23 protein-coding genes are annotated in these 22,340 nt (G+C 65.4%); 3 read left to right on the forward strand and 20 right to left on the reverse strand.

Features of this window, described 5'->3' with window-relative positions:
- Positions 1–9 precede the first annotated feature (9 nt).
- The 17 genes from ftsH to ACQR0W_RS14980 all read right to left on the reverse strand — a co-directional run bounded on the left by ftsH (position 10) and on the right by ACQR0W_RS14980 (position 17,366).
- Positions 10–1,926, reverse strand: coding sequence for an ATP-dependent zinc metalloprotease FtsH (gene ftsH / locus ACQR0W_RS14900; protein ID WP_315717576.1), 1,917 nt, complete (start codon positions 1,924–1,926; stop codon positions 10–12).
- A 235-nt stretch (positions 1,927–2,161) separates the two neighbouring features.
- Positions 2,162–3,235, reverse strand: coding sequence for a tRNA lysidine(34) synthetase TilS (tilS, locus tag ACQR0W_RS14905; RefSeq protein WP_315717577.1), 1,074 nt, complete (start codon positions 3,233–3,235; stop codon positions 2,162–2,164).
- Positions 3,236–3,297: 62 nt separating this feature from the next.
- Positions 3,298–4,347 carry a tol-pal system protein YbgF gene (gene ybgF, locus ACQR0W_RS14910; RefSeq protein ID WP_315717578.1) on the reverse strand — a complete coding sequence of 350 codons (1,050 nt, stop codon included), beginning with the start codon at positions 4,345–4,347 and terminating at the stop codon, positions 3,298–3,300.
- A 202-nt stretch (positions 4,348–4,549) separates the two neighbouring features.
- A complete protein-coding gene (gene pal, locus ACQR0W_RS14915; RefSeq protein WP_172133860.1) occupies positions 4,550–5,044 on the reverse strand; it encodes a peptidoglycan-associated lipoprotein Pal in 495 nt (164 codons plus the stop codon).
- 279 nt (positions 5,045–5,323) lie between these two features.
- Positions 5,324–6,046: an N-acyl amino acid synthase FeeM domain-containing protein gene (locus tag ACQR0W_RS14920; protein ID WP_315717579.1), complete on the reverse strand. Its 723-nt coding sequence runs from the start codon at positions 6,044–6,046 to the stop codon at positions 5,324–5,326.
- A gap of 333 nt (positions 6,047–6,379) precedes the next feature.
- Complete coding sequence (locus tag ACQR0W_RS14925) at positions 6,380–8,719, reverse strand: putative bifunctional diguanylate cyclase/phosphodiesterase (protein ID WP_315717580.1); 2,340 nt, start codon at positions 8,717–8,719, stop codon at positions 6,380–6,382.
- A gap of 246 nt (positions 8,720–8,965) precedes the next feature.
- Positions 8,966–10,237 carry a Tol-Pal system beta propeller repeat protein TolB gene (gene tolB, locus ACQR0W_RS14930; RefSeq protein WP_315717581.1) on the reverse strand — a complete coding sequence of 424 codons (1,272 nt, stop codon included), beginning with the start codon at positions 10,235–10,237 and terminating at the stop codon, positions 8,966–8,968.
- Between the two features lie 68 nt (positions 10,238–10,305).
- Positions 10,306–11,340 carry a protein TolA gene (locus ACQR0W_RS14935; protein WP_315717582.1) on the reverse strand — a complete coding sequence of 345 codons (1,035 nt, stop codon included), beginning with the start codon at positions 11,338–11,340 and terminating at the stop codon, positions 10,306–10,308.
- Complete coding sequence (locus ACQR0W_RS14940; protein WP_315717583.1) at positions 11,337–11,816, reverse strand: ExbD/TolR family protein; 480 nt, start codon at positions 11,814–11,816, stop codon at positions 11,337–11,339. The genes ACQR0W_RS14935 and ACQR0W_RS14940 overlap by 4 nt, the downstream gene beginning before the upstream one ends.
- 39 nt (positions 11,817–11,855) lie before the next feature.
- Positions 11,856–12,539, reverse strand: a complete 684-nt coding sequence (tolQ, locus tag ACQR0W_RS14945; RefSeq protein ID WP_315717584.1) for a protein TolQ — start codon at positions 12,537–12,539, stop codon at positions 11,856–11,858.
- A 456-nt stretch (positions 12,540–12,995) separates the two neighbouring features.
- Positions 12,996–13,481 carry a DUF2852 domain-containing protein gene (locus ACQR0W_RS14950; RefSeq protein ID WP_315717585.1) on the reverse strand — a complete coding sequence of 162 codons (486 nt, stop codon included), beginning with the start codon at positions 13,479–13,481 and terminating at the stop codon, positions 12,996–12,998.
- A gap of 129 nt (positions 13,482–13,610) precedes the next feature.
- Positions 13,611–14,336 carry a TetR/AcrR family transcriptional regulator gene (locus ACQR0W_RS14955; RefSeq protein ID WP_316187058.1) on the reverse strand — a complete coding sequence of 242 codons (726 nt, stop codon included), beginning with the start codon at positions 14,334–14,336 and terminating at the stop codon, positions 13,611–13,613.
- Between the two features lie 263 nt (positions 14,337–14,599).
- Positions 14,600–14,968 carry a hypothetical protein gene (locus ACQR0W_RS14960; protein ID WP_316187057.1) on the reverse strand — a complete coding sequence of 123 codons (369 nt, stop codon included), beginning with the start codon at positions 14,966–14,968 and terminating at the stop codon, positions 14,600–14,602.
- A gap of 33 nt (positions 14,969–15,001) precedes the next feature.
- Complete coding sequence (locus ACQR0W_RS14965; protein ID WP_315717588.1) at positions 15,002–15,418, reverse strand: YciI family protein; 417 nt, start codon at positions 15,416–15,418, stop codon at positions 15,002–15,004.
- A 33-nt stretch (positions 15,419–15,451) separates the two neighbouring features.
- Complete coding sequence (locus ACQR0W_RS14970) at positions 15,452–15,865, reverse strand: YciI family protein (RefSeq protein WP_316171489.1); 414 nt, start codon at positions 15,863–15,865, stop codon at positions 15,452–15,454.
- Positions 15,866–15,977: 112 nt separating this feature from the next.
- Positions 15,978–16,628, reverse strand: a complete 651-nt coding sequence (locus tag ACQR0W_RS14975; protein WP_316171488.1) for a glutathione S-transferase family protein — start codon at positions 16,626–16,628, stop codon at positions 15,978–15,980.
- Between the two features lie 186 nt (positions 16,629–16,814).
- Positions 16,815–17,366 carry a dihydrofolate reductase family protein gene (locus ACQR0W_RS14980; RefSeq protein WP_316187056.1) on the reverse strand — a complete coding sequence of 184 codons (552 nt, stop codon included), beginning with the start codon at positions 17,364–17,366 and terminating at the stop codon, positions 16,815–16,817.
- Between the two features lie 106 nt (positions 17,367–17,472).
- On the opposite strand from ACQR0W_RS14980, the gene ACQR0W_RS14985 reads away from it, so the two are divergent.
- Positions 17,473–17,991 (forward strand): winged helix-turn-helix transcriptional regulator, encoded by a 519-nt coding sequence (locus ACQR0W_RS14985; protein ID WP_316187107.1) that lies wholly within the window; start codon positions 17,473–17,475, stop codon positions 17,989–17,991.
- A gap of 46 nt (positions 17,992–18,037) precedes the next feature.
- On the opposite strand, the gene ACQR0W_RS14990 is transcribed toward ACQR0W_RS14985, so the two are convergent.
- Complete coding sequence (locus ACQR0W_RS14990; RefSeq protein WP_410051236.1) at positions 18,038–19,138, reverse strand: hypothetical protein; 1,101 nt, start codon at positions 19,136–19,138, stop codon at positions 18,038–18,040.
- Positions 19,139–20,125: 987 nt separating this feature from the next.
- On the opposite strand from ACQR0W_RS14990, the gene ACQR0W_RS14995 reads away from it, so the two are divergent.
- Together ACQR0W_RS14995 and ACQR0W_RS15000 are read left to right on the forward strand one after the other, a co-directional pair.
- Positions 20,126–20,926, forward strand: coding sequence for an SDR family NAD(P)-dependent oxidoreductase (locus ACQR0W_RS14995; protein ID WP_315717595.1), 801 nt, complete (start codon positions 20,126–20,128; stop codon positions 20,924–20,926).
- A 4-nt stretch (positions 20,927–20,930) separates the two neighbouring features.
- Positions 20,931–21,377 (forward strand): hypothetical protein, encoded by a 447-nt coding sequence (locus ACQR0W_RS15000; protein WP_316187054.1) that lies wholly within the window; start codon positions 20,931–20,933, stop codon positions 21,375–21,377.
- Positions 21,378–21,382: 5 nt separating this feature from the next.
- Here ACQR0W_RS15000 and ACQR0W_RS15005 read toward each other — a convergent pair whose 3' ends face one another.
- Together ACQR0W_RS15005 and ACQR0W_RS15010 are read right to left on the reverse strand one after the other, a co-directional pair.
- Complete coding sequence (locus ACQR0W_RS15005; RefSeq protein ID WP_315717597.1) at positions 21,383–21,802, reverse strand: VOC family protein; 420 nt, start codon at positions 21,800–21,802, stop codon at positions 21,383–21,385.
- A gap of 30 nt (positions 21,803–21,832) precedes the next feature.
- Complete coding sequence (locus ACQR0W_RS15010) at positions 21,833–22,252, reverse strand: DoxX family protein (RefSeq protein WP_316187053.1); 420 nt, start codon at positions 22,250–22,252, stop codon at positions 21,833–21,835.
- Positions 22,253–22,340 lie beyond the last annotated feature (88 nt).

A 22,340-nucleotide genomic window follows, 5' to 3' on the forward strand; every position in this document is an offset into this window, starting at 1 on the left:
AACCCTGGCTCACGCCTGAGGCTGCGGCTCCAGGCCCGGATCGGGTCGCGGCCGCGGTTTGCCGGCCGGCGGCACGGCCGACGCCCGCGGCGTCGACGGCTCGATCGCCGATTCGCGGTTCGGCTTCTTGCCCTTCAGGAGGTCGTTGATCTCCTCGCCGGTCAGCGTCTCGTATTCGAGCAGCGCCTGGGCGATCGCTTCCCAGTCGTCGCGCTTCTCGGTGATGATGCGGCGCGCCTCCTGCTCGCCGGCCTCGATCAGGCCGCGAATTTCGGAGTCGATCAGGCGGGCGGTATCGTCGGAGATGTTGGTCGAGCGCGCCACCGAATGACCCAGGAACACCTCCTGCTCATTGCTCTGGTAGCGGACGCGGCCGAGCTTGTCGGACATGCCCCATTCCATCACCATCGCACGAGCGAGGTTGGTGGCCTGCTGGATGTCGCCGGTGGCGCCGTTGGTCACCTTCTCCGGACCGAACTTCTGCACCTCGGCCTCGCGGCCGCCGAACATCATCGCAAGCTTCGAGACGCACCACTCACGGGTATGCGAGTGGCGGTCGGCCTCGGGCAGCGACTGCACCATGCCGAGCGCGCGGCCGCGCGGAATGATGGTCGCCTTGTGGATCGGGTCGTGGCTCGGGACGTTGAGGCCGACGATCGCATGTCCCGCCTCGTGATAGGCGGTCAGCATCTTCTCTTCCTCGGTCATGACCATCGAGCGGCGCTCGGCGCCCATCAGCACCTTGTCCTTGGCCTCCTCGAACTCGGACTGCGTTACCATCCGCTTGTTGCGGCGGGCGGCGGTCAGAGCAGCCTCGTTGACGAGGTTCATCAGGTCGGCGCCGGAGAAGCCGGGGGTGCCGCGGGCGATGGTCTTGAGGTTGACGTCCGGCGCCAGCGGCACCTTGCGGACGTGAACCTTGAGGATCTGCTCGCGGCCGATGATGTCGGGGTTCGAGACCACGACCTGGCGGTCGAAGCGGCCGGGACGCATCAGCGCCGGATCGAGCACGTCGGGCCGGTTGGTGGCCGCGATCAGGATCACGCCCTCATTGGCCTCGAAGCCATCCATCTCGACCAGCAGCTGGTTGAGGGTCTGCTCGCGCTCGTCATTGCCGCCGCCGAGACCGGCGCCGCGATGACGACCAACGGCGTCGATCTCGTCGATGAAGATGATGCAGGGCGCGTTCTTCTTGGCCTGCTCGAACATGTCGCGGACGCGGCTGGCGCCGACGCCGACGAACATCTCGACGAAGTCAGAACCCGAAATGGTGAAGAACGGCACGTTGGCTTCGCCGGCCACCGCACGCGCGATCAGCGTCTTGCCGGTGCCGGGAGGGCCGACCAGCAGCACGCCGCGCGGGATGCGGCCGCCGAGCCGCTGGAATTTGCCGGGATCGCGCAGGAATTCGACGATCTCCTGCAGGTCCTGCTTGGCCTCGTCGACGCCGGCGACGTCCTCGAACGTCACCCGGCCATGCGCCTCGGTCAGCATCTTGGCGCGCGACTTGCCGAAGCCCATCGCCTTGCCGGCGCCGCCCTGCATCTGCCGGGAGAGGAAGATCCAGACGCCGATCAGCGCGATGAAGGGCAGCCACGACACCAGCAGCGACACGAACCACGGCACGTTGTCGCCGGGCGGCTTGGCCTGGATGTTGACCTTGGCGTCGTACAGGCGCTTCACGAGGTTCGGATCGCTCGGCGCGTAGGTCTGGAACGACGAGCCGTTCTTGAAGGTGCCGTGAATCTCCGGCCCCTGGATCACGACGTCGCGCACATTGCCCTGATCGACCTCGGTCAACAGCTGCGAGAAGTTGATGTCGGTCGACGACGCGCGTTGCCCCGGGTTCTGGAAGAGTGTGAACAGCGCCAACAGCAACAGGACAATAATGACCCAAAGGGCGAAATTGCGCAGATTGGCGTTCATCGATTTTCCTTCGTGGTCGCGCGGATCGCGGCCGTTAGTCCTCGGACTCATCCCTGGGTAGCCACGAGGGAATCCCCCGGTCGACCATCTCGTAATCTAGGTACCACTCGCCGCAATGCCAAGGGAACTAGAAAGGACTATTTATCGCATCCTAGCCCGATTCCCGCTCAAAAAATGGCGCGGGAAAGCGCCGCCAAGGCAGGTGGTTAAGCGTCCGCGAAGGCGGTGAACCGCTTCAAATCCCGCGCGACCGCCGCGGCGGCGCGGGCGTGATGCGGATCGTCTCTCTCGTCATGCTTACCAGTGCACCAGCCAGGGTCTGTTTTAGCCTGCCCGGAGCAGACGTACCACCATCTGCGATCTCCGCAAGAGTCCGGTCCAGCCGCGCCAGCAGCGACTCTGCCTTGCCGAGTTCCACGGGACCTTCGGTTCCAATGCGGTTGATCGCGCGCATCAGCAGCCTCAGCCTGATTTCGGCTGGAAGTGCGACAAAGGCGCGCGCCTCGAAGGTCTCGCCGTGAATCGCGCCCACCGGCCTGCTCCCGGCCGCGCGCAGTGCAAGATAGCGTTCGGCGCCATCCACCATCAATTCGATCGCGGCATTGGCCCGTCCGAGCCGGTCGGCCAGCGTCGCCAGCGTCCGGGCATCGCCGCCCTCGGCGGCCAGAGCCGGCATCAGGGCGCGCAGCCGCGGCCGGGTGAAGGCGGGATCTTGATTGGTCGGATCATCTGCGAACGGGATGCCGGCCGAGCGCAGCGTCGCCACCAGCCTGGCCTTGGCAACGTCGAGCAGAGGCCGCGCCAGCAACAGCCCTTCACGCTCGCTGAGCGGTGCCATCGCCGCGAGCCCCGCGATGCCGCTGCCACGCAAGAGCCGCATCAGCACGGTCTCGGCCTGGTCGTCACGGGTGTGGGCGGTGACGACGTGTCCGGCGCCCGCCTGCCGCGCCGCGCGTGCCAGCAGGCGGTATCTTGCCAGGCGCGCCGCTTCGGGAATCCCAGTGTCCGGCTTCTCATCGTTCCAGCGCAGGGTCCGGTGTGGAATTGCCAGCCGGCGCGCGGTCTCCTTCACCATGCGGGCTTCACGGGCGGACTCGCGCCGCAGCGCATGGTCGACCGTCACGGCCACAAGGCGCGGCCCCTGCGCAAGCCCCGCGCGCCACTGCGCCGCGAGCCACATCAGAGCCATCGAATCCGGACCGCCCGACACGGCGAGCACCAGCGCGGGCGCCCCCGAAAGCGGGGCGAACAGGCGCTCGGCTTCGGCTGCGGAGATCGCAGGATCGGCTTCGGAACGGGCCTTCGACATGGCGCCGCAGCCTACCCGCCCCGCCGATTATAGGCGAGAGGCTACCCCTCGCCCGGGGACGTTCAGCACTTCACCCGCTTCTGCTCGCGATCGACGGTGGCCTTCACGCCCGCCGAGGCGCGCGGATATTTACGCGTCACTTCGCCGAACGCGGCGCAGGCGGCCTCCTTCTCCTTCAGCGCGGCGAGCGACTGGCCGAGCCGGAGCAGCGCATCCGCCGCCTTGCCCGACTTCTCGTATTTCGTCGTCACGGCGAGGAAGACCTCGGCGGCATCGCGATATTGCTGACGCTGGTAGAAGCTCTCGCCGAGCCAGTATTGCGCGTCGCCGACCATCGGATCGTTCGGATATTTCTGGGTGAAGTTGCGCATCGTCTGCTCGGCCAGCGCGTAGTCGCGGCGCTGCATGTAGCCGATGCCGAGGTCGTATTCGTCGCGCGGCGTCTGCCGCGGCGGCGCGGTTTCCAGTCCGCCAGCGCCGGGAGCGGCGGCCGGCGGCGCACCCTGGGGATAGCGACCGCCCGTGTTGGCGAGAGTCGTGGGATCGCCGGCGGGACGGCCGGCGGGCTGGCCGCCACCCGGCTGGATCGGCAACTGGCCGCCGCCGAGCGCTTGCGGGGCGCCGGGAGCCGTCGGATTCTGGCTCGGATCGAACGCATCGCCGCGGCGGCCCCGGCCAGGGGCCGCGGGCTCCTGGACGATTTGCACCGGCGCGCCGGCCTGCGGCTGCGCGTAGCCCGGCTGCTGCTGGGGATAGGCCTGTTGCGGCTGGCCGTACGGCTGCTGGCCATATTGCTGCTGGCCGTTGGCCGGCTGAGCAGCCTGGCCGTAGGCGGGATTGGCCTGCGCCGGCGCGGCCGCGCTCGGCTGCGCCGCGGGGGCGCCGCCAGGCGCTGCGCCCTGCAGTTGTCGCAGCCGCTCCTCGAGCTGGCGATTGCGATATTGCAGCTCCTCGTTCTGACCGGTCAGTTGCCGGAGCTGATTTTCGAGCCGCTGAATCCGGATCTCGGGATCATCATCATCGGTCTGGGCGAGCGCCCGCGACGAAAATGCCTGGCACGAGAAAATGACGAGCGCGGCGAGGATCGCGGCGGCGCTCCGTGGAAGAAACATGAACGACATGCTGCCCTGACGACCAGATCGGCGAGACGTTGAAAACAGGCCTGTGAGCGTGGCTGTAAAGCAGAAATGCGACGGATACAAATGACGTTCAAGCGAAGAAAATACCAAGTCCGGCCGAGACCCGCCGACAACAAACGACGAAGCCGGCGTCGATGGGCGACGCCGGCTTCATCAGCAACGGATTCGTTCAGCTTTATGAACTGGCGTTCAGGACCGTCACCGCACGGCGGTTCTGCGACCAGCACGAGATGTCGTTACAGACCGCCACCGGCCGCTCCTTGCCGTAGGAGATCGTGCGCATGCGGCCCTGGTCGATGCCGCGCGACGCCAGGAAGTTGCGGACCGACTGCGCGCGCCGCGCGCCCAGCGCAATGTTGTACTCGCGGGTGCCGCGCTCGTCGGCGTGGCCCTCGATCGTGAAGGAGTAGCGCGGATAGCTCTGCAGCCACTGCGCCTGCTTCTCCAAGGTCGCGATCGCCTGCGGCGTGAGATCGGTCTGATCGCTCTCGAAGAAGACGCGATCGCCGACATTCACGACGAAATCCTGCTGGCTGCCTGGAGTCGCAGCGCTGGCCATTGCCCCGTCGGCCCCGGTGAGATTCTTGTTGGCGCAGGCGCCCATCGACAGCGCCACGGCCAGCACGGCGGCCAACTTCAATCCCTGGAGGATACGCATCTGATATTTCATTCCCGGAGCCTCCACGCTCACGTTCTTAGACTGCCATCCGGTCTACAGGGCGATGGTTAAGCGAACGTTCCGTCAACCTTGATGGGGTCTTGCCGAACCCCGTCAAATGCTAACGAAACCCGAAAAGCGACCGCGATGGTTAATGGGTTGTAAATGTGGCGCCAGGGTGAAGGCAAGCCGCTCAGCGCCTGCAGCAGGGCGCTTTTTCGCTGATTTTTGCATCGCTGCCACGGTGCGAACCGGCCGGACGGCCGAACTGGCCCCGATATCGGCCGACGATCAGCCGGCCCTCGCGACCGCGTGAATCCTGAACGAATCAGTGAAGGCGTCCGGCGCCGGACGATCGAACAGCATCCGTCGCTCGAACGCGCTCGATCGCATGAACGGAAAGCGCTGGAACACGCGATCGCGGATCGAAGGATAATGCGCCGCCACCAGGCCGACCGGCTTGGTGAGACCGGAGTAGAGCCGCGGTTCACCCCATGGTTCCTGCAGGAACACCTTCTTGTAGAACGCACGATGCTCGGGGCGCACGTTGGCGAGACCGATATCCGCATTGAAATGGGCGCAGGCAACGTAGCCGAGCCGGACGGTCACATAGGGAAGCGCCGGAAACAGCCGCGCCTTCTCATGGTCGGCGACGAACCGTGTCGGGTCGATGATGACCTTGCCGCGATCGAGCTCGGGATGCAGCAGGTCGGCGAACATGTCCGAGGACAGCGATCGGCGCCATTGCGAGTTCAGCACGCTGATGCGGATCGAGCTGTAGAGCTCGCCATTGACGTAGACGCCGAAGATGAAGCTGTTGGGAAGATCGTCATATTCGTCGCTGACGCGTTCGCTGGGCGACGGCAGGATGGCGCCTTCACGCAGATAGGCGCGGTAGCGCAGCCGATAGATCTCGTCCTTGTCTTCAGCAGTCAGCGCCAGTCGATAGTCCACGTTCTCCAGCACATCCGACTTCTGCTCAGCAACGGCACTCACTCTAGCCGCCGACTTCATCCGCAACCCCTTTTCACACAACTCCTACGAGCAGTATGAGCTTAACAGCGGGTTAATGCCGACGCAAAGCTTTCGCCGGTACAAAGTTAACGGCACGTAGAATCCCGGAGGCGTAACCGTGACTTACGGGATTGGATGCTACGCTGGACGATTGCTTCGGATCACTTGCGTATCAAATCGAAACGGATTCGCTTGCCATACACGTGCAATGTTTCCGAACGATGCGACGTGGGGTTGTTACATGCTCGGACCGGCGGGATGCTGCGCACAGAGCCGCCTTCAGCACTGGTCGATCTTTCCTGGCACCTCCGCATCAAGGCGGAGGTCGGGCGATCAAGCGATCGAACGTGTCCCGCCGGCGGCCGCGATCGCCCCGTCGCTCGAACGGCGCCCATGCGATGCATTCAGGAGCTGCCGGATGCGGATGGCGGGGACGGGCCGGCTGAACAGATAGCCCTGCGCCTCGGTGACCGTACCGTCGGCGCTGACCAGTTCGAGCTGCTCGTTGGTCTCGATGCCCTCCACCACCACCGACATGCCGAGATCGGCGGACAATCTTGCGACACCGCGCAACAGGGTCAGCGGCCTATCGCTGTCGATGCCTTCGAGGAAAGAGCGATCGATCTTGACCTTCTCCAACGGGAAGTTGTGCAGATAGCTGAGGCTCGAATAGCCGGTGCCGAAATCATCGAGCGAAATACGGACCCCGAGCATGTGCAGCTGCGACAGCACATCGTGCGTGAGCTGAGTGTTGCGCAACAGCGAGGATTCGGTGATCTCGATCTCGAGCCGATGCGGCGGCAGCCCGGACACTTCGAGCGCGTAGCGGACCTCACTGAGCACATCGCGCTGATGGAACTGCTGCGGCGAGAAGTTGACGGCGACGCTGACAGCATCCGGCCATTTCATGCATTCCAGGCAGGCCTTGCGCAGGATCCAGCGGCCGAGATCGACGATCAGGCCCATGTCCTCGGCGACGGGAATGATGTCGACCGGCGAGACCGTGCCGCGCACCGGGTGGTTCCAGCGCAGCAGCGCCTCGCAGGTCGAGATCTTGCCGGACTTCAGGTTGACCAGCGGCTGGTAGAACAGCTCGAACTCCTCGTTCGCCAGCGCCTTGCGCAGGTCGAGCTCGAGGATGCGGCGTGCTTCCACCGTCTGGGCGAGTTCATCGCGGAAGAAGCAGAAGGTGCCGCGTCCCTCCGCCTTGGCGCGGTACAGCGCCATGTCGGCATTCTTCAGCAGGGTGTCGGCGCTGATCCCCGGCCCGGTCATGGCGATGCCGACACTGGCGCCGATCTCGACCAGGTGATTGTCGATCTTGTAGCGCTCGCTGAGCTGGTCGACGATCCGGCGCGCCAGCATCGCCGCGTCGTCGTTGGAGCGGATGTTGCGCTGGAACACCACGAACTCGTCGCCGCCGAAGCGCGCGACGAAGTCTTCCGGACGCAGCATGTCGCGCAGCCGCTCGGAGACCGCGCAGAGCAGTTGATCGCCGCAGGGGTGGCCGAGCGTGTCGTTGACCTGCTTGAAGCGGTCGAGATCGACGAACAGCAGCGCGGACAATTCGCCGTGCCGCTGCGGAATTCTGAGCAGCCGTTCGATCTCGTCGCGGAAGCTGACGCGGTTCGGCAAGGTCGTGAGCTCGTCGTAGCGCGCCAGATGCGAGATGCGCGCCTCGGCATGCCGGCGCTCGGTGATGTCCTCGAGCAGGACCACGGCGCCGCCGTCGGCCATCGGCTGGAAGGTCCAGGACAGCGACCGGTCGCGCGCAACGTCGGGATCGCTGGTAATGACATTATGGGTCTTGGTGTGCTCGATCTCGGCCAGGATCAGCCGGCCGCTCGAAGCGGAGATCGAGCCTGCAATCACGCAGGCGTTGATGATGTCGGCCGCCTTGCCGCCACGCTGCAGGATGTCATCCGGAAGGCTCATCATCTGGCCGAAGCGATGGTTCATCACGGCCAGACGCCCGTCGGAGCGGAACATGCACAGGCCGTGCGGCATGTTGTTCAGGGCCGTATCGAACTGCTTGGCCAGTGCGGCCTCGCTTTCGCGCGCCACGAAGGCCTGGACGAAGATCCGCTGCAGGTTGGTCGAGATGTGTTTCAGCGACACGAAGAACAGGACGCAGAACGCCGCCATGCCCAGGTAATAAGGACTGCCGTGGATCGCGAGGGCCACTGCGAGCGGTCCGCAGGCGAGCAGGATCTGGACGTGGAAGATCCAGGGCCGCCCGTAGGTCCGGCCCGCGCCCGCCGACATGTAGCAGAGCGTCACCGTGATCGCGATCAGGTGCACCACCGGGTCGCTGTTGTCGACCAGGGCGACCACGCACCAGACGCCGAGCACCAGCGCATAGATCATGGCGCCGATCTGGTAGCGAACCTCCCAGCGCTCGACCGCCTCCTGCGTGAGGCGGCCGTTGTCGCACAGGTTTCGATAGTAGCGCATGTCGAGCGAACGGAACGCCCCTGCGATGATCAGCATCGCGGCACACGGCCACAGATTGACGTCGCCGCTCTTGATCGCGGTCATGACGGCGGCGACGGCGGCGCAGAGTGCGCCGGCGAACATCGGGCCGGGATCCTGGAAGAGGGAGTCGACGAGAGCCGCCTGGATCGCAGGCGACAACTTTCGATCGTCTTCTCCGTTCTGAGTGGCAAGCTGCATTCGTGCGCACGCGTCCTGTTCGGTGCACAAACATTACCGCTCGCAGGTGAAGTCTTTCTGAGGGAACATCGTTAGCGGAGCGTTTCCGCGTTCGCGATGTGCACGAATTCGCTCGAAAATTCAGATAACTAGGCAAACACTACCCGGTTGCTGCAACGAATGGTTCCATATTTCACGGAAACACGCATCGCGCGACTGGAAAAGTCGCGTCCACCACGACGTGAGCGGGCCCAGAGGCTCGCTCCATCACGACAGCAGCGGCGACCAGGCCGGATCCGAGGCGAAGCCCGGCGTCGGCACCTTCTGCTCGAAGCGGCCGGAGACGTCGATCGAATATAGCGACGGACCAGCGGTGCCGCCGGGGTCACGGAAGAACATCAGCACGCGGCCGTTGGGCGAGAAGGTCGGCCCTTCGTTGTGGAAGCCGGCGGTGAGGATGCGCTCGCCCGAGCCGTCCGTCTTCATGATGCCGATCGCGAATTGGCCGCCGCCCTGCTTGGTGAAGGCGATGAAGTCGCCACGCGGCGACCACACCGGCGTCGAGTAGCTGCCCTCGCCGAACGAGATGCGCTGCGCTGCGCCGCCACTGGAGGACATCACGTAGATCTGCGGCTTGCCGCCGCGATCGCTTTCAAAGCAGATCTGGCTGCCGTCCGGCGAGTAGCACGGCGAGGTGTCGATCGCCGGCGTGTCGGTGAGCCGCGTCGTCGTGCGCGAGCGCAGATCCATCACGAACAGGTTGGAGTTGCCACCCTGCTGGAGGCTGAGGATGATGCGCTGGCCGTCCGGCGAGAACCGCGGCGAGAACGACATGCCGGGGAAGTTGCCGACGATCTCGCGCTGGCCGGTCTCGATGTTGAACAGATAGACCCTCGGGTCGCCCTGCCCGAACTCCATGTAGGTGATTTCCTGGCTCGACGGCGAGAACCGCGGCGTCAGCACGAGGTCGGCGCCGCGGGTGAGGTAGCGGACGTTGGCCCCGTCCTGATCCATCAGCGCGAGCCGCTTGACGCGCCGCTCGGACGGGCCGCTCTCGTCGACGAACACGACGCGGCTGTCGAAATAGCCCTTCTCGCCGGTCATCTGGGTGTAGATCTGGTCCGAGATGATATGTGCGATGCGCCGCCAATATTCCGGCGCCGTCACATATTGCTGGCCGGTGAGCTGCTGGCCCGAGTTCGGGTCCCACAGCCGAAACTCGGCCTTCAGCCGCCCGTCCGGCTGCCGCGTCGCGCGGCCGGTGACGAGCCCGCGCAGATCGAGCGGCTTCCAGCTCGCGAATTGCGGCGGGGCCTCGAAATTGCTGATGCGCTCGGGAAACGCGGCCGGGTCCACCGGCGCGAACAACCCGCTGCGCTTGAAATTGTTGGTAATCACCTGTGCGATACCGTTGCCGACATCGGCGTCACCGGCACCGCCGGGCACGAAGGGCGGAATCGCGATCGGGATCGGCTTGAACTCGCCGGGGCCGATAATCACACGTTGCGCGAACGCGGGCCCCGCGCCCAAGGCTGCCATGGCGGCTCCTCCGCCCAGCAGAACCTGGCGCCGCGTGGTGGATCCTGTCTTGCGCGTCGGAGGTGTCGTCAAGTTCGGCCTCGCATCGAATTCATCATTTTGAGGTTGAATGTCGCGGGTATCAACTTCCACTCATTGTACCGGTTCTTCGGCAGAAACGCGTAGGGCGCACAGTTCTCGACCGCACGCTTGGCATTTTCCGCCATGGCCAGGCTGACGGTACGGGACGGTCCGGTCATGCCGACGACGGCGGGAGCAGCAAAGAGCGATCCATCCGGCCGTAGCTGGATATCGAGATCAACCGAGATCTTGTCTTCATCCACGCCGCTATAGGGCGCATTGAAGCAGCGGGTGACCGCCTCCTGGAACGCGGCCTGCCAGCTCGCGACATTGGCCTCTGCCGTTCCTCGCACCGAGCCCAGTGCCGCATTAGCATTGATCTCGGATCCCGTGACCGCCTGCCGCGTCGGATCTTTCTGATTGATCAAGCTCGCCATCTTCTCAGCGTCGAACTTGCGCTCGCTCTTGTGCTTGGGCGGCTCCGGCGGCGCGGCGGCGGCCTGCGGCTTCGGCGGCTGCTTCGCCTTGTCCTTGTTGAGCACGCTGGCGATCTGGTCCGGATTGAACGGGTCCGGCTTCTTCTCCTCCGGCTTCGGCTTCTCCGCCGGCGCGGGCTTCGGCGGCTCCGGCTTCTTCTCGGCCACCGGCTTCGGCGTATCCGGCTGCTTCTCGACCGGCTTCGGCGGATCGGGCTTCTTCTCGACCGGCTTCTCCGGCTTGGGCTGCGGCTCAGGCGCGGCGTCGGTCTCGGTGACCTGCTTGGTGTCGACCTTGCCGACGATGTCCTCGGTCGGCTTCTTCTCGCCGATCTTGTCGGCCAGCAGCTTCTGGGATTCCTTCTTGCCCGTCAGCGCGCCGGCCTTGGCCTTCGAGCTGTTGTCCTCCGAGATCACGTCGACCGGCACAAGGTCCTCCGGCGGCGCCACCATCGAGCGCGCGGAGAAGCTGAACAGGCCCCAGCACAGCACGAGCACGTGCAGGGCGACGGACAGCACCGTCCCCTTGCGCGTGCGCACGAACCGGATGAGGTCCTTCGACGTCATGAGCCCTGATCCGGCAGCACGACGATGCTGGCGCGATAGCCGGCATCGCGCGCCAGGCCCAGCACCTTCATCATGTCGGAGTAGCAGGCGTCGCGATCGCCGCGGATCTTGACGACGTTGTCGCCGCCGCCGGCGCCCGCCTCCTTCATCGCCTTGATCTTCGGCCCAAGCTCGTTGATCGCGATCGGCGAGTCACCGAGATACACGTCCACCTTCGACGCGCAGCCGCCGCCGGTCTTCTTCACGGTGACCTCGAGCGGCGGCTTGGCGTCGGCCGTCGAGGCCGAGCCGCCTTGCGCCTGGGGCAGGTCGACCTGGATGTTGACGGTGAGCAGCGGCGCCGCGACCATGAAGATGATCAGCAGCACCAGCATGACGTCGACCATCGGCGTGACGTTGATCTCCGCCATCACGGCCGCCTTGCGCCGACCGCGGCGACCACCGCCGCCGGACGCGCTGCCCATGCTCATGCCCATGCTGTGGTACTCACGATCCGGATGCCACTATACCTGCCCTCATCCCCGCTCGTCGATCTGACGGGACAAGATGGCCGAAAATTCATCTGCGAAGCCTTCCAACCGCTGCGCCTGCCGGTTCACCTCCGAAGAGAACTTGTTGTAGAAAATCGTCGCCGGGATGGCCGCGATCAGGCCGATGGCAGTGGCGAACAGCGCCTCCGCGATGCCCGGCGCGACCACCGCCAGCGAGGTGTTCTTGGAGGCCGCGATCGCCTGGAAGCTGGTCATGATGCCCCAGACCGTGCCGAACAGACCGACGAACGGGCCGGCGGAACCGACCGTGGCGAGCACCAGGAGACGGCGTTCCAGCCGCTCGACCTCGCGCGCGATCGACACGTTCATCACCTTCTCGATGCGCATCTGCAGGCCGGCGAAGGAGCGCGCGTGGCCCTCGAACGAGCGCTTCCACTCGCGCATCGCCGCCACGAAGCACGCTGCCATGGACTGCGTCGGCTTCGCCGATAGCACCCGGTACAGCTCCTCGATGGATTCCCCGGACCAGAAGGCTTGCTCGAACCGGTCCATCGAGCGGCGGGTCCGCGAGAACAGGAACATCTTGTCGATCGCGATCGCCCAGACCCAGATCGAGCAGGAGATCAGGCCGAGCATGATGATCCGAACCACCCAGCCGGCATTGCCGAACAGATCGATCAGGGACAGGCCGCCGCTATCGACAGACATCTGCAGTATCCTCTCAACCAATCATCCCGGGATGCCCGGGACCATGCAGCCGCCGTTCCATGCCGGATGCCGTCGCGGCGGAAAGCGCCTGCGCGAGAAAACCCTGAACTGATCGCTTTAAGAGGCCCGCCGAAGCCATAAGCGGCCTGCTTCCTCTGCCAACGTGTCAAAACAAGGGCTCTTGGCGCGCGTAAGCGCCCCTTAACCAAACCCCCTCCGGGGTTAAGGCGGGGTTACCGCGGAGTATTGCCGAGGTCAAAGGTCCAGCCGGACCAGCCAGATAGAGCCTTTGTGATCAGCCGCTTGACCGTTTTGGCCGGCGGCGGACAGCGGCCAGCCGCCGCAGGCGGGCGGTATCGGAGAACGCAAAACGCCCGCCGGCGGGGGAACCGCAGGCGGGCGTCTTGTGCCGTCAGGGCGGGGGCTGAAAGCCCTGCGGCGTCAGGTGAGAGGCGATCAGCTCTGCGGCTGGTCGTTCGGCGGGGTCGGACGCGGCTTGTGCTGGGCCATGAACGCGTCGAACTCCTCCTTGTCCTTGGCGTGGCGCAGCCGGGTCAGGAAGTCACGGAACTCCTGCTGCTCCTCTTCGAGCCGCCGCAGGGTCTCCATGCGGTACTCGTCGAAGGCGCGGTTGCCGCTCGAAGCCGGCTGCGAGAAGCCGAAGCCGAAGCCGCGGCGCTCCATCTTGTCGCGCATGCGGTCCATCTTCCACTGCATCCGTTCCATCTTGTTCGACCAGCGATCGCCGCCGTTCCAGCACGACATCTTTCTGCTCCCGAGTGTGAAAAAGAGAAGGGCAAGTCCGATCGGCCACCAGATGATGAAGCCGAGCACGGTCACGGCGATCCAGCCGGGATGCCAGGGCGACTCCATCATGCGGGGCCGGTACCTCTGCTCCTCCTCCGAACCGCGCCAACGATTGACATCTGCGGTGTAGGCCATCTCCCTCTCCATTCGCGGCGCCATGCCGTGTGAATGTAAATAACATTTACATAGCTAGCTCAACCCGGGATTTTGTCAAGGCGACCGCCTGACGCGTCGCTCGAATTATTTTTCGGCGTTCTTTGAACCTTATTTCGGGCGGCCCCAGGGCCCTGCCGGCTTGTCATCGTCCGGCAGCGGCGGCGGCTCGGCAGCGGAGGACGGCGCAGGCCGGCGGTCGGTCGCGAAGCCGAGCCCGCGCAGATAGATCAGCAGCTCGGCCTCCAGCAGCTCCTCGGGCGACATCGGCAGCTTGCGCCGGGCGGCATCGCCGCGCGCGAACAGCGAGGCGATGCCATGCGCCATCGACCAGATGTGCAGCGCCATCATCAGGGCCGGCGGCCGCGGCATCCCGGGCGGCGCCAGCGCCGCCAGCCGTTCCGCCGCGGCCCGAATGACGCCGAAAGCGCGCTCACCCGCCGCCAACAGGCCCGCGGTGGAGTCCGCCGGCACGCCGGATTCGAACATCGCCGAATAGAACGCAGGCTCCGAACGGGCAAATGCGAGATACGCCTTGCCGACGCGCTCGAACGCCGTGACGGTGTCGGGCCGGCCGTCGTCCCACGCCGCCGAGAGCTGCGCCTCGAACTGCTCGAAGCCGCGCTGGGCGATGCTCGACAGCAGTTCGTCGCGGTCGCGGAAGTGGCGATAGGGCGCGGCCGGGCTGACGCCGGCCATGCGGGCCGCATCGGCAAAGGTGAAGCCGGCAGCCCCCTTCTGCGCGATCAGGTCGAGCGCCGCCTGCAGCAGCGCCTCCTTGAGGTTACCGTGATGATAGCCGCGCTCGGCGCGGCGCTCTTCCTTGCGCCAGCTCATGTAAATGGCTTTTACATGAGCCGGGTCGAAGGAAGCCAGCGACTTTTGGGCGGGGTCAGCCGCCGACTTCCGGGACGCTCTATCGCGCCGTCCGGTTAAGCCCCCGCGAACAGGTGCCACCCTCGCCCCTTGAGGGCCCCCGCAAGGGGCAGGGTGGCACCGAACTCGCCGCGAGATCAGCGCCGCCCGGCACAAACGCCGGGCGCCCGCAGCAAGCGGGACATTCACCTCAGCCGACGTGCTCCGCCCTGCAGGCCGCTCAGCTAGCCGCCCGGAATCGGCAGCACCGGCATGATCTCGACCCGCTCGCCCGGGAAGATCGCAAAATGCGGATGGTTGACGAACAACTTCGCGGCATCCTCGTGCGACGCGGCGCGGACCACGGTGAACGCGCCCATCTCGTTGGCGATGTCGTTGACGCCGCCCTTGTCGACCCGCTTGGTCTTGCCGAGCGGCCCGCCCATCGCGACGATCGCGTCCTTGTGTTGGTCCACCCAGGCATGCCAGGCCGCCATGCCCTGCTGTCCCCTGGCGTTGCGCTCCGTCTCGGGCAGCGCCTCCCAGGCTTTCCAGACGGGACTGGTCTTGCTGCCGAGAAAGACGGCGAGATAGGTGTTGCTGTTGTCGCTCATTGCACTTCCCTCTCCTGCTGTGAAACGGATCGATCAGACACGGCCGGCATGCGGCAGCTCGGCGAAGCCCGCCGCCGCCTGCTGCACCTCCTCGGAAAAGTCGGCCATCTCCTGGACCTGGCGAATCTCGATGATCTCGTTGTCCGAGGCCGGGCACTGCCTGGCCCAGGCGATCGCCTCGTCGCGCGAGGCGACCTCGATCATCCAATAGCCGCCGAGCACCTCCTTGGCCTCCGCGAACGGGCCGTCGGTCACCACAGGCTTGCCGCCCGCGAACGAGACCCGCGCCCCCATCGACAGCGGATGCAGGCCCTCCAACGTGATCAGCACGCCGGCGTCCTTCAGGGCCTCGTTGTAGCGCATCATCGCCTTGACACGCTCGGGATCGAGCTGCACGTCCGGCGGCGCACTCTCATAGCCGAGCGGGATCATCAGCATCATGAATCGCATCGCGTTTATCCTCCTCTCCTGATCAGGGTCGGTTCAGCTCTTGGCGGCCTGCGCACGCAGCCGTTCGACCCGCTCGCGCAATTCGGGCGTGAACGTCTCGCCGAAATCCTCCGCGGCATAGACCTGGCGGATCTCGATCTCGCCGCTCGGGAACGGCGCCCGCTTCATGTGCTCGATCACCTCCTCGAGCGAGCCGGCCTTGAGCATCCAGAAGCCCGCCGCGAGATCGCGGGAGAGATCGAACGGACCGCGCGCGACGCTCGGCGTCCCGTTCGAGAAATCGATGCGCGCCCCCTTCGCGGTCGGATGCAGGCCCTCGCCGGCCTCCATCATGCCGGCCTTCACCAAGCCCTCGTTGAACCGGCCCATCGCCGCGAACTCCTCGGTGGTCGGCAGGATTCCGGCTTCCGTGTCCCTGGTCGCCTTCACGATCACCATGAACCGCATGGCGCCTCTCCCCTGATGCTGTCCGGCAGGACTGCCCTGCCCTCATCAGTAGGACGATCCGGCCCCGGTACGGCCGACACGCTCCCGCAATTATTTTGGCCGGGTTCCCGGTTCAGCCCGGCTCTTGCGGGAACATGTGGAAATAAGGCTCGGCCTCGGCGAGCACCCGCGCGACGGATGGCCGCGCCTTGAGGCGGTCGAGATAGGCTGTGACCCCAGGCAGCCCATCACCCAGCGGCTCCACTCTGTCGGCGTAGAACAGCGCCGGCAAGGCCGCGCAATCCGCCAGGGTGAAAGGGTCGCCCATCGCCCAGCCAAGCGGCGGCAGCTCGGCCTCGAGCATGGCGTAGGACGTGCGGAGCCGGCTTCGTGCGTCGGCGACGCCGAGCGGATCGCGGGCATCGGCCGGCCGGAGCCGGTCGAACACGACGGTCTGCGTCGGCATGTGCAGATAGAGGTCGAGAAAGCGATCGCGCAGACGTGTCCGCAAAGCGAGATCGGGATCATCGGGAATGAAGCGCGTCCTGCCCGCATAGTGCTGGTCGAGATACTCGATGATGATGCTCGATTCCGGAATCGTGCGCTGCTCGTCGCGCAGCACGGGAAATTTACCGACCGGCCACAGCTTCAAGAACGCCGCGCGCTCATCCGCGTCACCGAGATCGATCAGCTTCGGCGTGAACGAAACGTCGTTCTCATACAGCGCGATCAGCACCTTCCAGCAGAACGACGACAGCGGATGATAGTAAAGGGTCAGGGACATCGTACGCTCCTGCTGAGTTGAGTGAGAACAAGTCGTTTGGTCCCGAACGCGCGGCCGCAGGGCGGTGCGCTCCCGCGGACCGTTGTTCACGGGGAGAGGGTTGAGCTGAGGCGCTAGACGCACGGGTGGTGTGAGTGGAAAGACCTGCGCTCCCCCGGAACCCGGAGCGCGCCGCGAGATATGGGCTCACACGTCCCGAACGGGGGCATAGCGCGCGATGACAACGCCGTTGGACAGCGCCCGGCTGTCGATCAGGCTGAGCTTCAAGGCCTGCCCCGGCTTGAACAGCGGCCGTCCGGCGCCAAGCACGCGAGGATTGATCGCGATTCGAAGCTCATCGATCAGGTCGTGTGCCACAAGCGTCGAGCCGAGGTCCGCGCTGCCGAACAGGAACAGGTCCTTGGCATTCTCCTGCTTGAGCTTGTCGACCTCGGCCGCGAGCTCCGGACCCAGCAGATGCGCGTTTGACCATGCCAGGCGAGACAGCGTGCGGGAGGCGACATATTTGGGGATGCTGTTCATGACGTCGGCGATCACGCCCTTCTCCGTCGGCCAATAGCCGGCCATCAGATCGTAGGTCACCCGGCCGAACAGCAATCCGCCCGCCTCGTGCAGTTGCGTCTCGGAGATCTGCTCCAGCTCCGGGCCCCACACATCCTCGTGCCAGGAGATGTCGCCGTTCGGGCCCGCAACCATGCCGTCCAGCGTCATCATGTTCCACATCACCAGCCTCGCCATCGACTGCCTCTCCCTAACTGCTTTCATTTTGCAAGCAGTTGGAGAATGCCCAGACCAGTGCAATATTGCAAGCGGTTTATACGCGATCCCTGCTCACGAGACTTCGATGTCCGACCCTCAGCGCTCCGGCTGCCCGATCAACCTGTCGCTTGAAGTGGTGGGGGACAAATGGAGCCTCTTGATCATCCGCGACATGATGTTCGGAAATCGCCGGCACTATCGCGAGCTGCTCGGCGGCTCGGAGGAGGGCATCTCCTCGAACATTCTCGCCGACCGGCTGAAGACGCTGCTCGCGGCCGGCATCATCAGCCGTGCGGACGATCCGAGCCACAGGCAGAAGGGCATCTATTCCCTGACCGAGCAGGGCATCGAGCTGTTGCCGATCCTCGCGCAGATGGCGGGCTGGGGTTACAAGTATCTGCCCGTCTCGGAGGAGCTCGGCATCCGCGCCAAGCTATTGATGGAAGGCGGCCCGAAGATGTGGGCCGAATTCATGGACGAGCTGCGCGAAACCCATCTCGGCGCGAAACGGCGCAGGAGGGCTGGACCGAGCGTCGGCGAGCGGCTGCAGGCCGCTTACCAGAACGTCGTCGCTGCCAAGAAGGCCGAGGCAGGCGGCCGATGATCGCACGCCTCGCGACGCGCACGGATCGTGCGCGCCGCTTCCCGCATCAGAACCGCGTGTTGTCGGCCCTGTAGCGCGATGATTTGCGCGGGGCGCGTTCGGGGGCCTGCTCGAGCTGCGCGATCGGACGGCGATAGGTCTCGGCGCGACGCAGCCAGCCCGCCTCCCACACGCGGTTCGAGGGCAGATTGCGAACCCGCTGCTGCAGCACGACCTGCACCGCGTCGGAATATTCGGCGAGCACGGCCTTGGACTCGGTGGTGGTGCCGTTCATCTTGAGCAGCACCTGCTTGAGACCCCAGCCCTGGCGCTGGCCCGTCTCCTTGTCCACGGCCGTCTCGGACGGATTGGTGCCCTCGCCCTTGAAGTTGATGTAGTCGATCAGCGGGTAGAGATCGTTGGAGGCGCGCACGACCCGCGAATATTGCGCGACGATGTGCTCGCGTTCGGCGCTGTCGGGCGTGTTGGCGAGGATCTTGTCCATCGCGCCTTGCGCACGCGCCACCAGGAACTGCGTCTGCTCCGCAATCGTGTCGAGCAGGAACTGCCGCAATTGCCGCATTTGCGGCGAGTTGAAATTCCGCTTGAAGTCGGCCCGGCTGGTCCACGGGCATGCCGGAATCGGCGTCTTGTCGAGCCATGCAGGCAACGGCGTCTTGCCCTTGCGCAGAAATGCGATCAGCCCCGGAAAACCCTCCTCATAAGGCGGCTTCGCGGTGGACGGGTACCAGATGAAATGCCCGATTCCCAGCGAGGCGAATTCTTCACCCGCATTCCACGACGTGATCGCGTCGCGCCGTCCCCCGGCCTCGTTGAGCCAGATCTTGCGGCCGATCATCTGCGCGACGTCGGCCGGCAGCGCGCGCTGAGGCACCGACAGATTCTTCGTGGTCTTGGCGTCGCTCCGCGGGTCGCCCTTGCGCTCGACCGCGATCGGCTTCGCAGGCTCGGTCGGTGGAACGACCACTTTCAGAGCCGGCGTCTGCACGTCCGACGGCCGCCCCACCGTCTCGGGCTCCGCCGTCTGCGGCTGCTGCGGCGGCGCGACATCGTGCGCAGCCTGCTCGGTCTCTGCCGGTTTCGCAGCAACGCTGCCATCCGCTCCGGCCGCGCCGGACGCCGCGAGCCCGAGGACAATGCACGACAACAGCAACGCGCCGCACCCGCGCCTCAGACCATTCGACCCGTGCGACAAAGCGTGCAGCTCCGTGGTTCTGACGAGGGTGATTCGCCGGCTGATGAATAGATCGCCCATGTCGATTCTACCGAGACTCTTAAACTCTACGCTACCGGTTCAGATTCGTCCCGGACACGTCCGAGAGCCACCCGACGACGGGCAAATCAGCCGACGGCGGGACTGTCCAATTCCACGGGGAAATGCGCCTGGAGAGGCTGCTCTTTTCCTGAAGACTTTCAAGTCGATCACCCTTGTCCAGTGCTTCCCGTAAAAAAATCCCTCTTTCGCCTTTCCAGAATTCATGCTCCTTTAGCCACGTCCTGTTCCCGATCGAGAGGGACGTTTCGCGGTCGTCACGAACGTGGGGAGCAGGATGCGGTGGACGCGTCGATGTTGCAGCGTGGAGCATGATTCGGAACCGGAGGCCGTTGACGGCTATTGCGCCACAGCTTTCCGACAAGATCATGCTCATATGAGGACACGCAGACGAACAACGCGGCGCGTACGGCGAAATCATGTGGTCCCTGGCATCCCGATGCTGATGCCGTGTCCGATGCGGGAGCGTATTGTGGCGGAAACGGGGGCAAGACAGCCGGTCCCCGGGCATCGCGCAGGGAGGGCCGGGATGTCTCAGCCGAATCTGTGGTTCCTGCCCCGTGCATTTTTCCCGCGGGGGCCATGGGGCGGGCAAGCTCCCGGTCTTCCCTGCGCCCTCCGACCGAGAGGGAGGCCAAGGCGAGCATGACTCGGGTGCTTCGACACCGCGCGAATTGACGTCATCGTTACCACCCCTGGCTGTTTGACAACGCCCACGAACTTCGCTGGCTATACGCATAGCGCGGAGCTGGATTGAACGTACACTGACAGATGTGACGGCCTTCACATCCGATCCGCGCAGCGCATGTTAGGACTCAACGACGAGGAGAGCCGGGCTGCCGGCCCGAGGAGTCGACCCCCGTGACGGAAACATCGACGACGACGCTGACTGACAAGGTCGCCCTGATCACCGGGGCGGCACGCGGCATCGGGCTGGCGACGGCAAAGAGATTTCTGCACGAAGGCTGGCGCGTGGCGCTTCTCGACATCGAGAAGACGCTGCTCGACGACGCCACATCGGCACTCAAATCCCCCGATCGAACGCTCGCGCTGCATTGCGACGTCGCGGACGCGGCGATGGTCGCCGATGCGTTGGCGCGCATTGCCGGCCGTTTCGGTCGTCTCGATGCACTGGTCAACAATGCCGGCGTGGCGCGTTTCGCCCCGATCATGGAAACCAGCGAAGCCGACTGGCAACGCATCCTCGACGTCAACCTGACCGGGCCGTTTCTGTGCACGCGCGCCGCGGTGCCGCTGATGCGCGAGCACGGCGGCACCATCGTCAACATCACCTCGATTTCAGCCGTCCGCGCCTCGACGCTGCGCTCCGCCTACGGCACCAGCAAGGCGGCGCTGGCGCATCTGACCAAGCAGCTCGCGGTCGAGCTCGCTTCCGCCGGCATCCGCGTCAACGCGGTGGCGCCGGGCCCGGTGGAGACCGCGATGGCCAAGGACGTGCACACGCCGGAGATCCGCGCCGACTATCACGACGCCATTCCACTCAACCGTTACGGCCTCGAGGACGAGCTCGCCGAGGCCATCTTGTTTCTCAGCTCCGAACGCTCCAGCTATATCACCGGACAGATCCTGGCCGTCGATGGCGGCTTCGATGCCGCGGGAATCGGATTGCCGACCTTGCGCGGCCAACGCAGGAACACATGAAACGATGCCGAGCCGGACGCGCATCATCCTGACCTTGCTGCTCGCCGTCCTCTTGTGGGGGATCGCGACGATGCTGGCGCGCGCCGACGTCCGCATCATCTCCTCGCCCGGCGGCGAGGTGGGACCGTTCCTCGATCTGTTCGAGAAGGTGCGCGCCTCCGGGGAGCGTGTCATCATCGACGGTCCCTGCCTGTCGGCCTGCACGCTGGTGCTCAGCGTCGTGCCCGAGGACCGCATCTGCGTGACGCGGCGAGCCACCCTCGGCTTCCACGCCGCACGCTCGGTCGACCGGCGCGGCCGCGTTTATGCGGAACCCGAAGCCTCCAAGCTGGTGCTGCAGACCTATCCCACGTCGGTGCGCGGCTGGATCGAGCGCCGCGGCGGCCTGACGTCGCGGCTTCTGTTGTTGCGCGGGCGCGAACTCAAGGCGATGTACCCCTCGTGCCGCTAGCGGCGTCACGCCGCGTAGCCTTCCGCCGGGGAATTGATCATCCACGGAATACCGAAGCGATCGACGCCCATGCCGAAGCCCTTCGACCAGAAGGTCTTGCCGAACGGCATGGTGACGGCACCGCCTTCGAGCAGCGCGTTGAACTTGCGCTCGGCCTCGGCCGGGTCTGCGATCTGCAGCGAGACCGAGATTCCGTGCGGCTTGCCTTGATAATATTCGGGCGGCGAATCCGAGGCCATCAGGACGCCGCCGCCGATCGAGAAGCGGACATGCATGATCCTGTCCTTATGCTCCGGCGCACACGGCATCTCCGGCGGCGCCTCGCCGTTGCGCATCATCATCTCGATCTTGGCGCCGAGCACCTCGCTGTAGTGCTTGAGCGCCTGCTCGCAATCGCCGTTGAACGTCAGATAGGGACAGATCATCGTCATCCTCCTTTGTTGAAAGATCATTCGTCAGCGCGGCAGCGGCAGCGGCAGCAGCGCGCGCAGCCGGCGATCGCGCAGCCACAAGCCGCCCCACAGCATCAGCCCGAGATAGAGGCCGAACAGGACGTGGCTGAACAGCGGACTGCCGATGCGGACATGAGAAGCGATGGCGCCGCCGAGATAGCCTGTCAGCAGGATCGCCCCGACGAACGACGTCGGCGGCAACGCATAGAGCACGGTACAGACGATCGTGATCAGACCGAGCGCGCGGGCCGTGCCGTCACTCGCGCCATAGCCCATCTGATCCAGCGTCTGGGTGACGACGGGCAGAGGGACGAGCTTGATCGCGCCGTCGAACAGCAGGAACAGGGTCACCAGCCCACTCAGGATGCGGCCGCTCCACAATTCGGCGCGCGAGACCGGTTCTTCCAAGGTGATCGTCGTCATCTGCAGCTCCTCCCCGCAATGCTGCTCCAAGGACGAATGAAGGAGCGTGCCGCCGACAGCCCGGTTCAAAATTCTGGATCGAATCTCA

Source organism: Bradyrhizobium sp. HKCCYLRH1034 (assembly GCF_051168375.1).
GTDB lineage: Bacteria > Pseudomonadota > Alphaproteobacteria > Rhizobiales > Xanthobacteraceae > Bradyrhizobium.

What these genes read in the sequence shown, in the direction of transcription:
- ACQR0W_RS14980 (WP_316187056.1), bottom strand. Translation starts at nt 17,366, where the DNA reads ATGGCGAGGCTGGTGATGTGGAACATGATGACGCTGGACGGCATGGTT.
- ACQR0W_RS15005 (WP_315717597.1), bottom strand. Translation starts at nt 21,802, where the DNA reads ATGATCTGTCCCTATCTGACGTTCAACGGCGATTGCGAGCAGGCGCTC.
- ACQR0W_RS15010 (WP_316187053.1), bottom strand. Translation starts at nt 22,252, where the DNA reads ATGACGACGATCACCTTGGAAGAACCGGTCTCGCGCGCCGAATTGTGG.
- ACQR0W_RS14975 (WP_316171488.1), bottom strand. Translation starts at nt 16,628, where the DNA reads ATGTCCCTGACCCTTTACTATCATCCGCTGTCGTCGTTCTGCTGGAAG.
- tilS (WP_315717577.1), bottom strand. Translation starts at nt 3,235, where the DNA reads ATGTCGAAGGCCCGTTCCGAAGCCGATCCTGCGATCTCCGCAGCCGAA.
- ACQR0W_RS14985 (WP_316187107.1), top strand. Translation starts at nt 17,473, where the DNA reads ATGTCCGACCCTCAGCGCTCCGGCTGCCCGATCAACCTGTCGCTTGAA.
- ACQR0W_RS14935 (WP_315717582.1), bottom strand. Translation starts at nt 11,340, where the DNA reads ATGACGTCGAAGGACCTCATCCGGTTCGTGCGCACGCGCAAGGGGACG.
- ftsH (WP_315717576.1), bottom strand. Translation starts at nt 1,926, where the DNA reads ATGAACGCCAATCTGCGCAATTTCGCCCTTTGGGTCATTATTGTCCTG.
- ACQR0W_RS15000 (WP_316187054.1), top strand. Translation starts at nt 20,931, where the DNA reads ATGCCGAGCCGGACGCGCATCATCCTGACCTTGCTGCTCGCCGTCCTC.
- ybgF (WP_315717578.1), bottom strand. Translation starts at nt 4,347, where the DNA reads ATGTTTCTTCCACGGAGCGCCGCCGCGATCCTCGCCGCGCTCGTCATT.
- ACQR0W_RS14940 (WP_315717583.1), bottom strand. Translation starts at nt 11,816, where the DNA reads ATGGGCATGAGCATGGGCAGCGCGTCCGGCGGCGGTGGTCGCCGCGGT.
- tolB (WP_315717581.1), bottom strand. Translation starts at nt 10,237, where the DNA reads ATGGCAGCCTTGGGCGCGGGGCCCGCGTTCGCGCAACGTGTGATTATC.
- ACQR0W_RS14960 (WP_316187057.1), bottom strand. Translation starts at nt 14,968, where the DNA reads ATGAGCGACAACAGCAACACCTATCTCGCCGTCTTTCTCGGCAGCAAG.
- ACQR0W_RS14955 (WP_316187058.1), bottom strand. Translation starts at nt 14,336, where the DNA reads ATGAGCTGGCGCAAGGAAGAGCGCCGCGCCGAGCGCGGCTATCATCAC.
- ACQR0W_RS14950 (WP_315717585.1), bottom strand. Translation starts at nt 13,481, where the DNA reads ATGGCCTACACCGCAGATGTCAATCGTTGGCGCGGTTCGGAGGAGGAG.
- pal (WP_172133860.1), bottom strand. Translation starts at nt 5,044, where the DNA reads ATGAAATATCAGATGCGTATCCTCCAGGGATTGAAGTTGGCCGCCGTG.
- ACQR0W_RS14970 (WP_316171489.1), bottom strand. Translation starts at nt 15,865, where the DNA reads ATGCGGTTCATGGTGATCGTGAAGGCGACCAGGGACACGGAAGCCGGA.
- ACQR0W_RS14965 (WP_315717588.1), bottom strand. Translation starts at nt 15,418, where the DNA reads ATGCGATTCATGATGCTGATGATCCCGCTCGGCTATGAGAGTGCGCCG.
- tolQ (WP_315717584.1), bottom strand. Translation starts at nt 12,539, where the DNA reads ATGTCTGTCGATAGCGGCGGCCTGTCCCTGATCGATCTGTTCGGCAAT.
- ACQR0W_RS14920 (WP_315717579.1), bottom strand. Translation starts at nt 6,046, where the DNA reads ATGAAGTCGGCGGCTAGAGTGAGTGCCGTTGCTGAGCAGAAGTCGGAT.
- ACQR0W_RS14925 (WP_315717580.1), bottom strand. Translation starts at nt 8,719, where the DNA reads ATGCAGCTTGCCACTCAGAACGGAGAAGACGATCGAAAGTTGTCGCCT.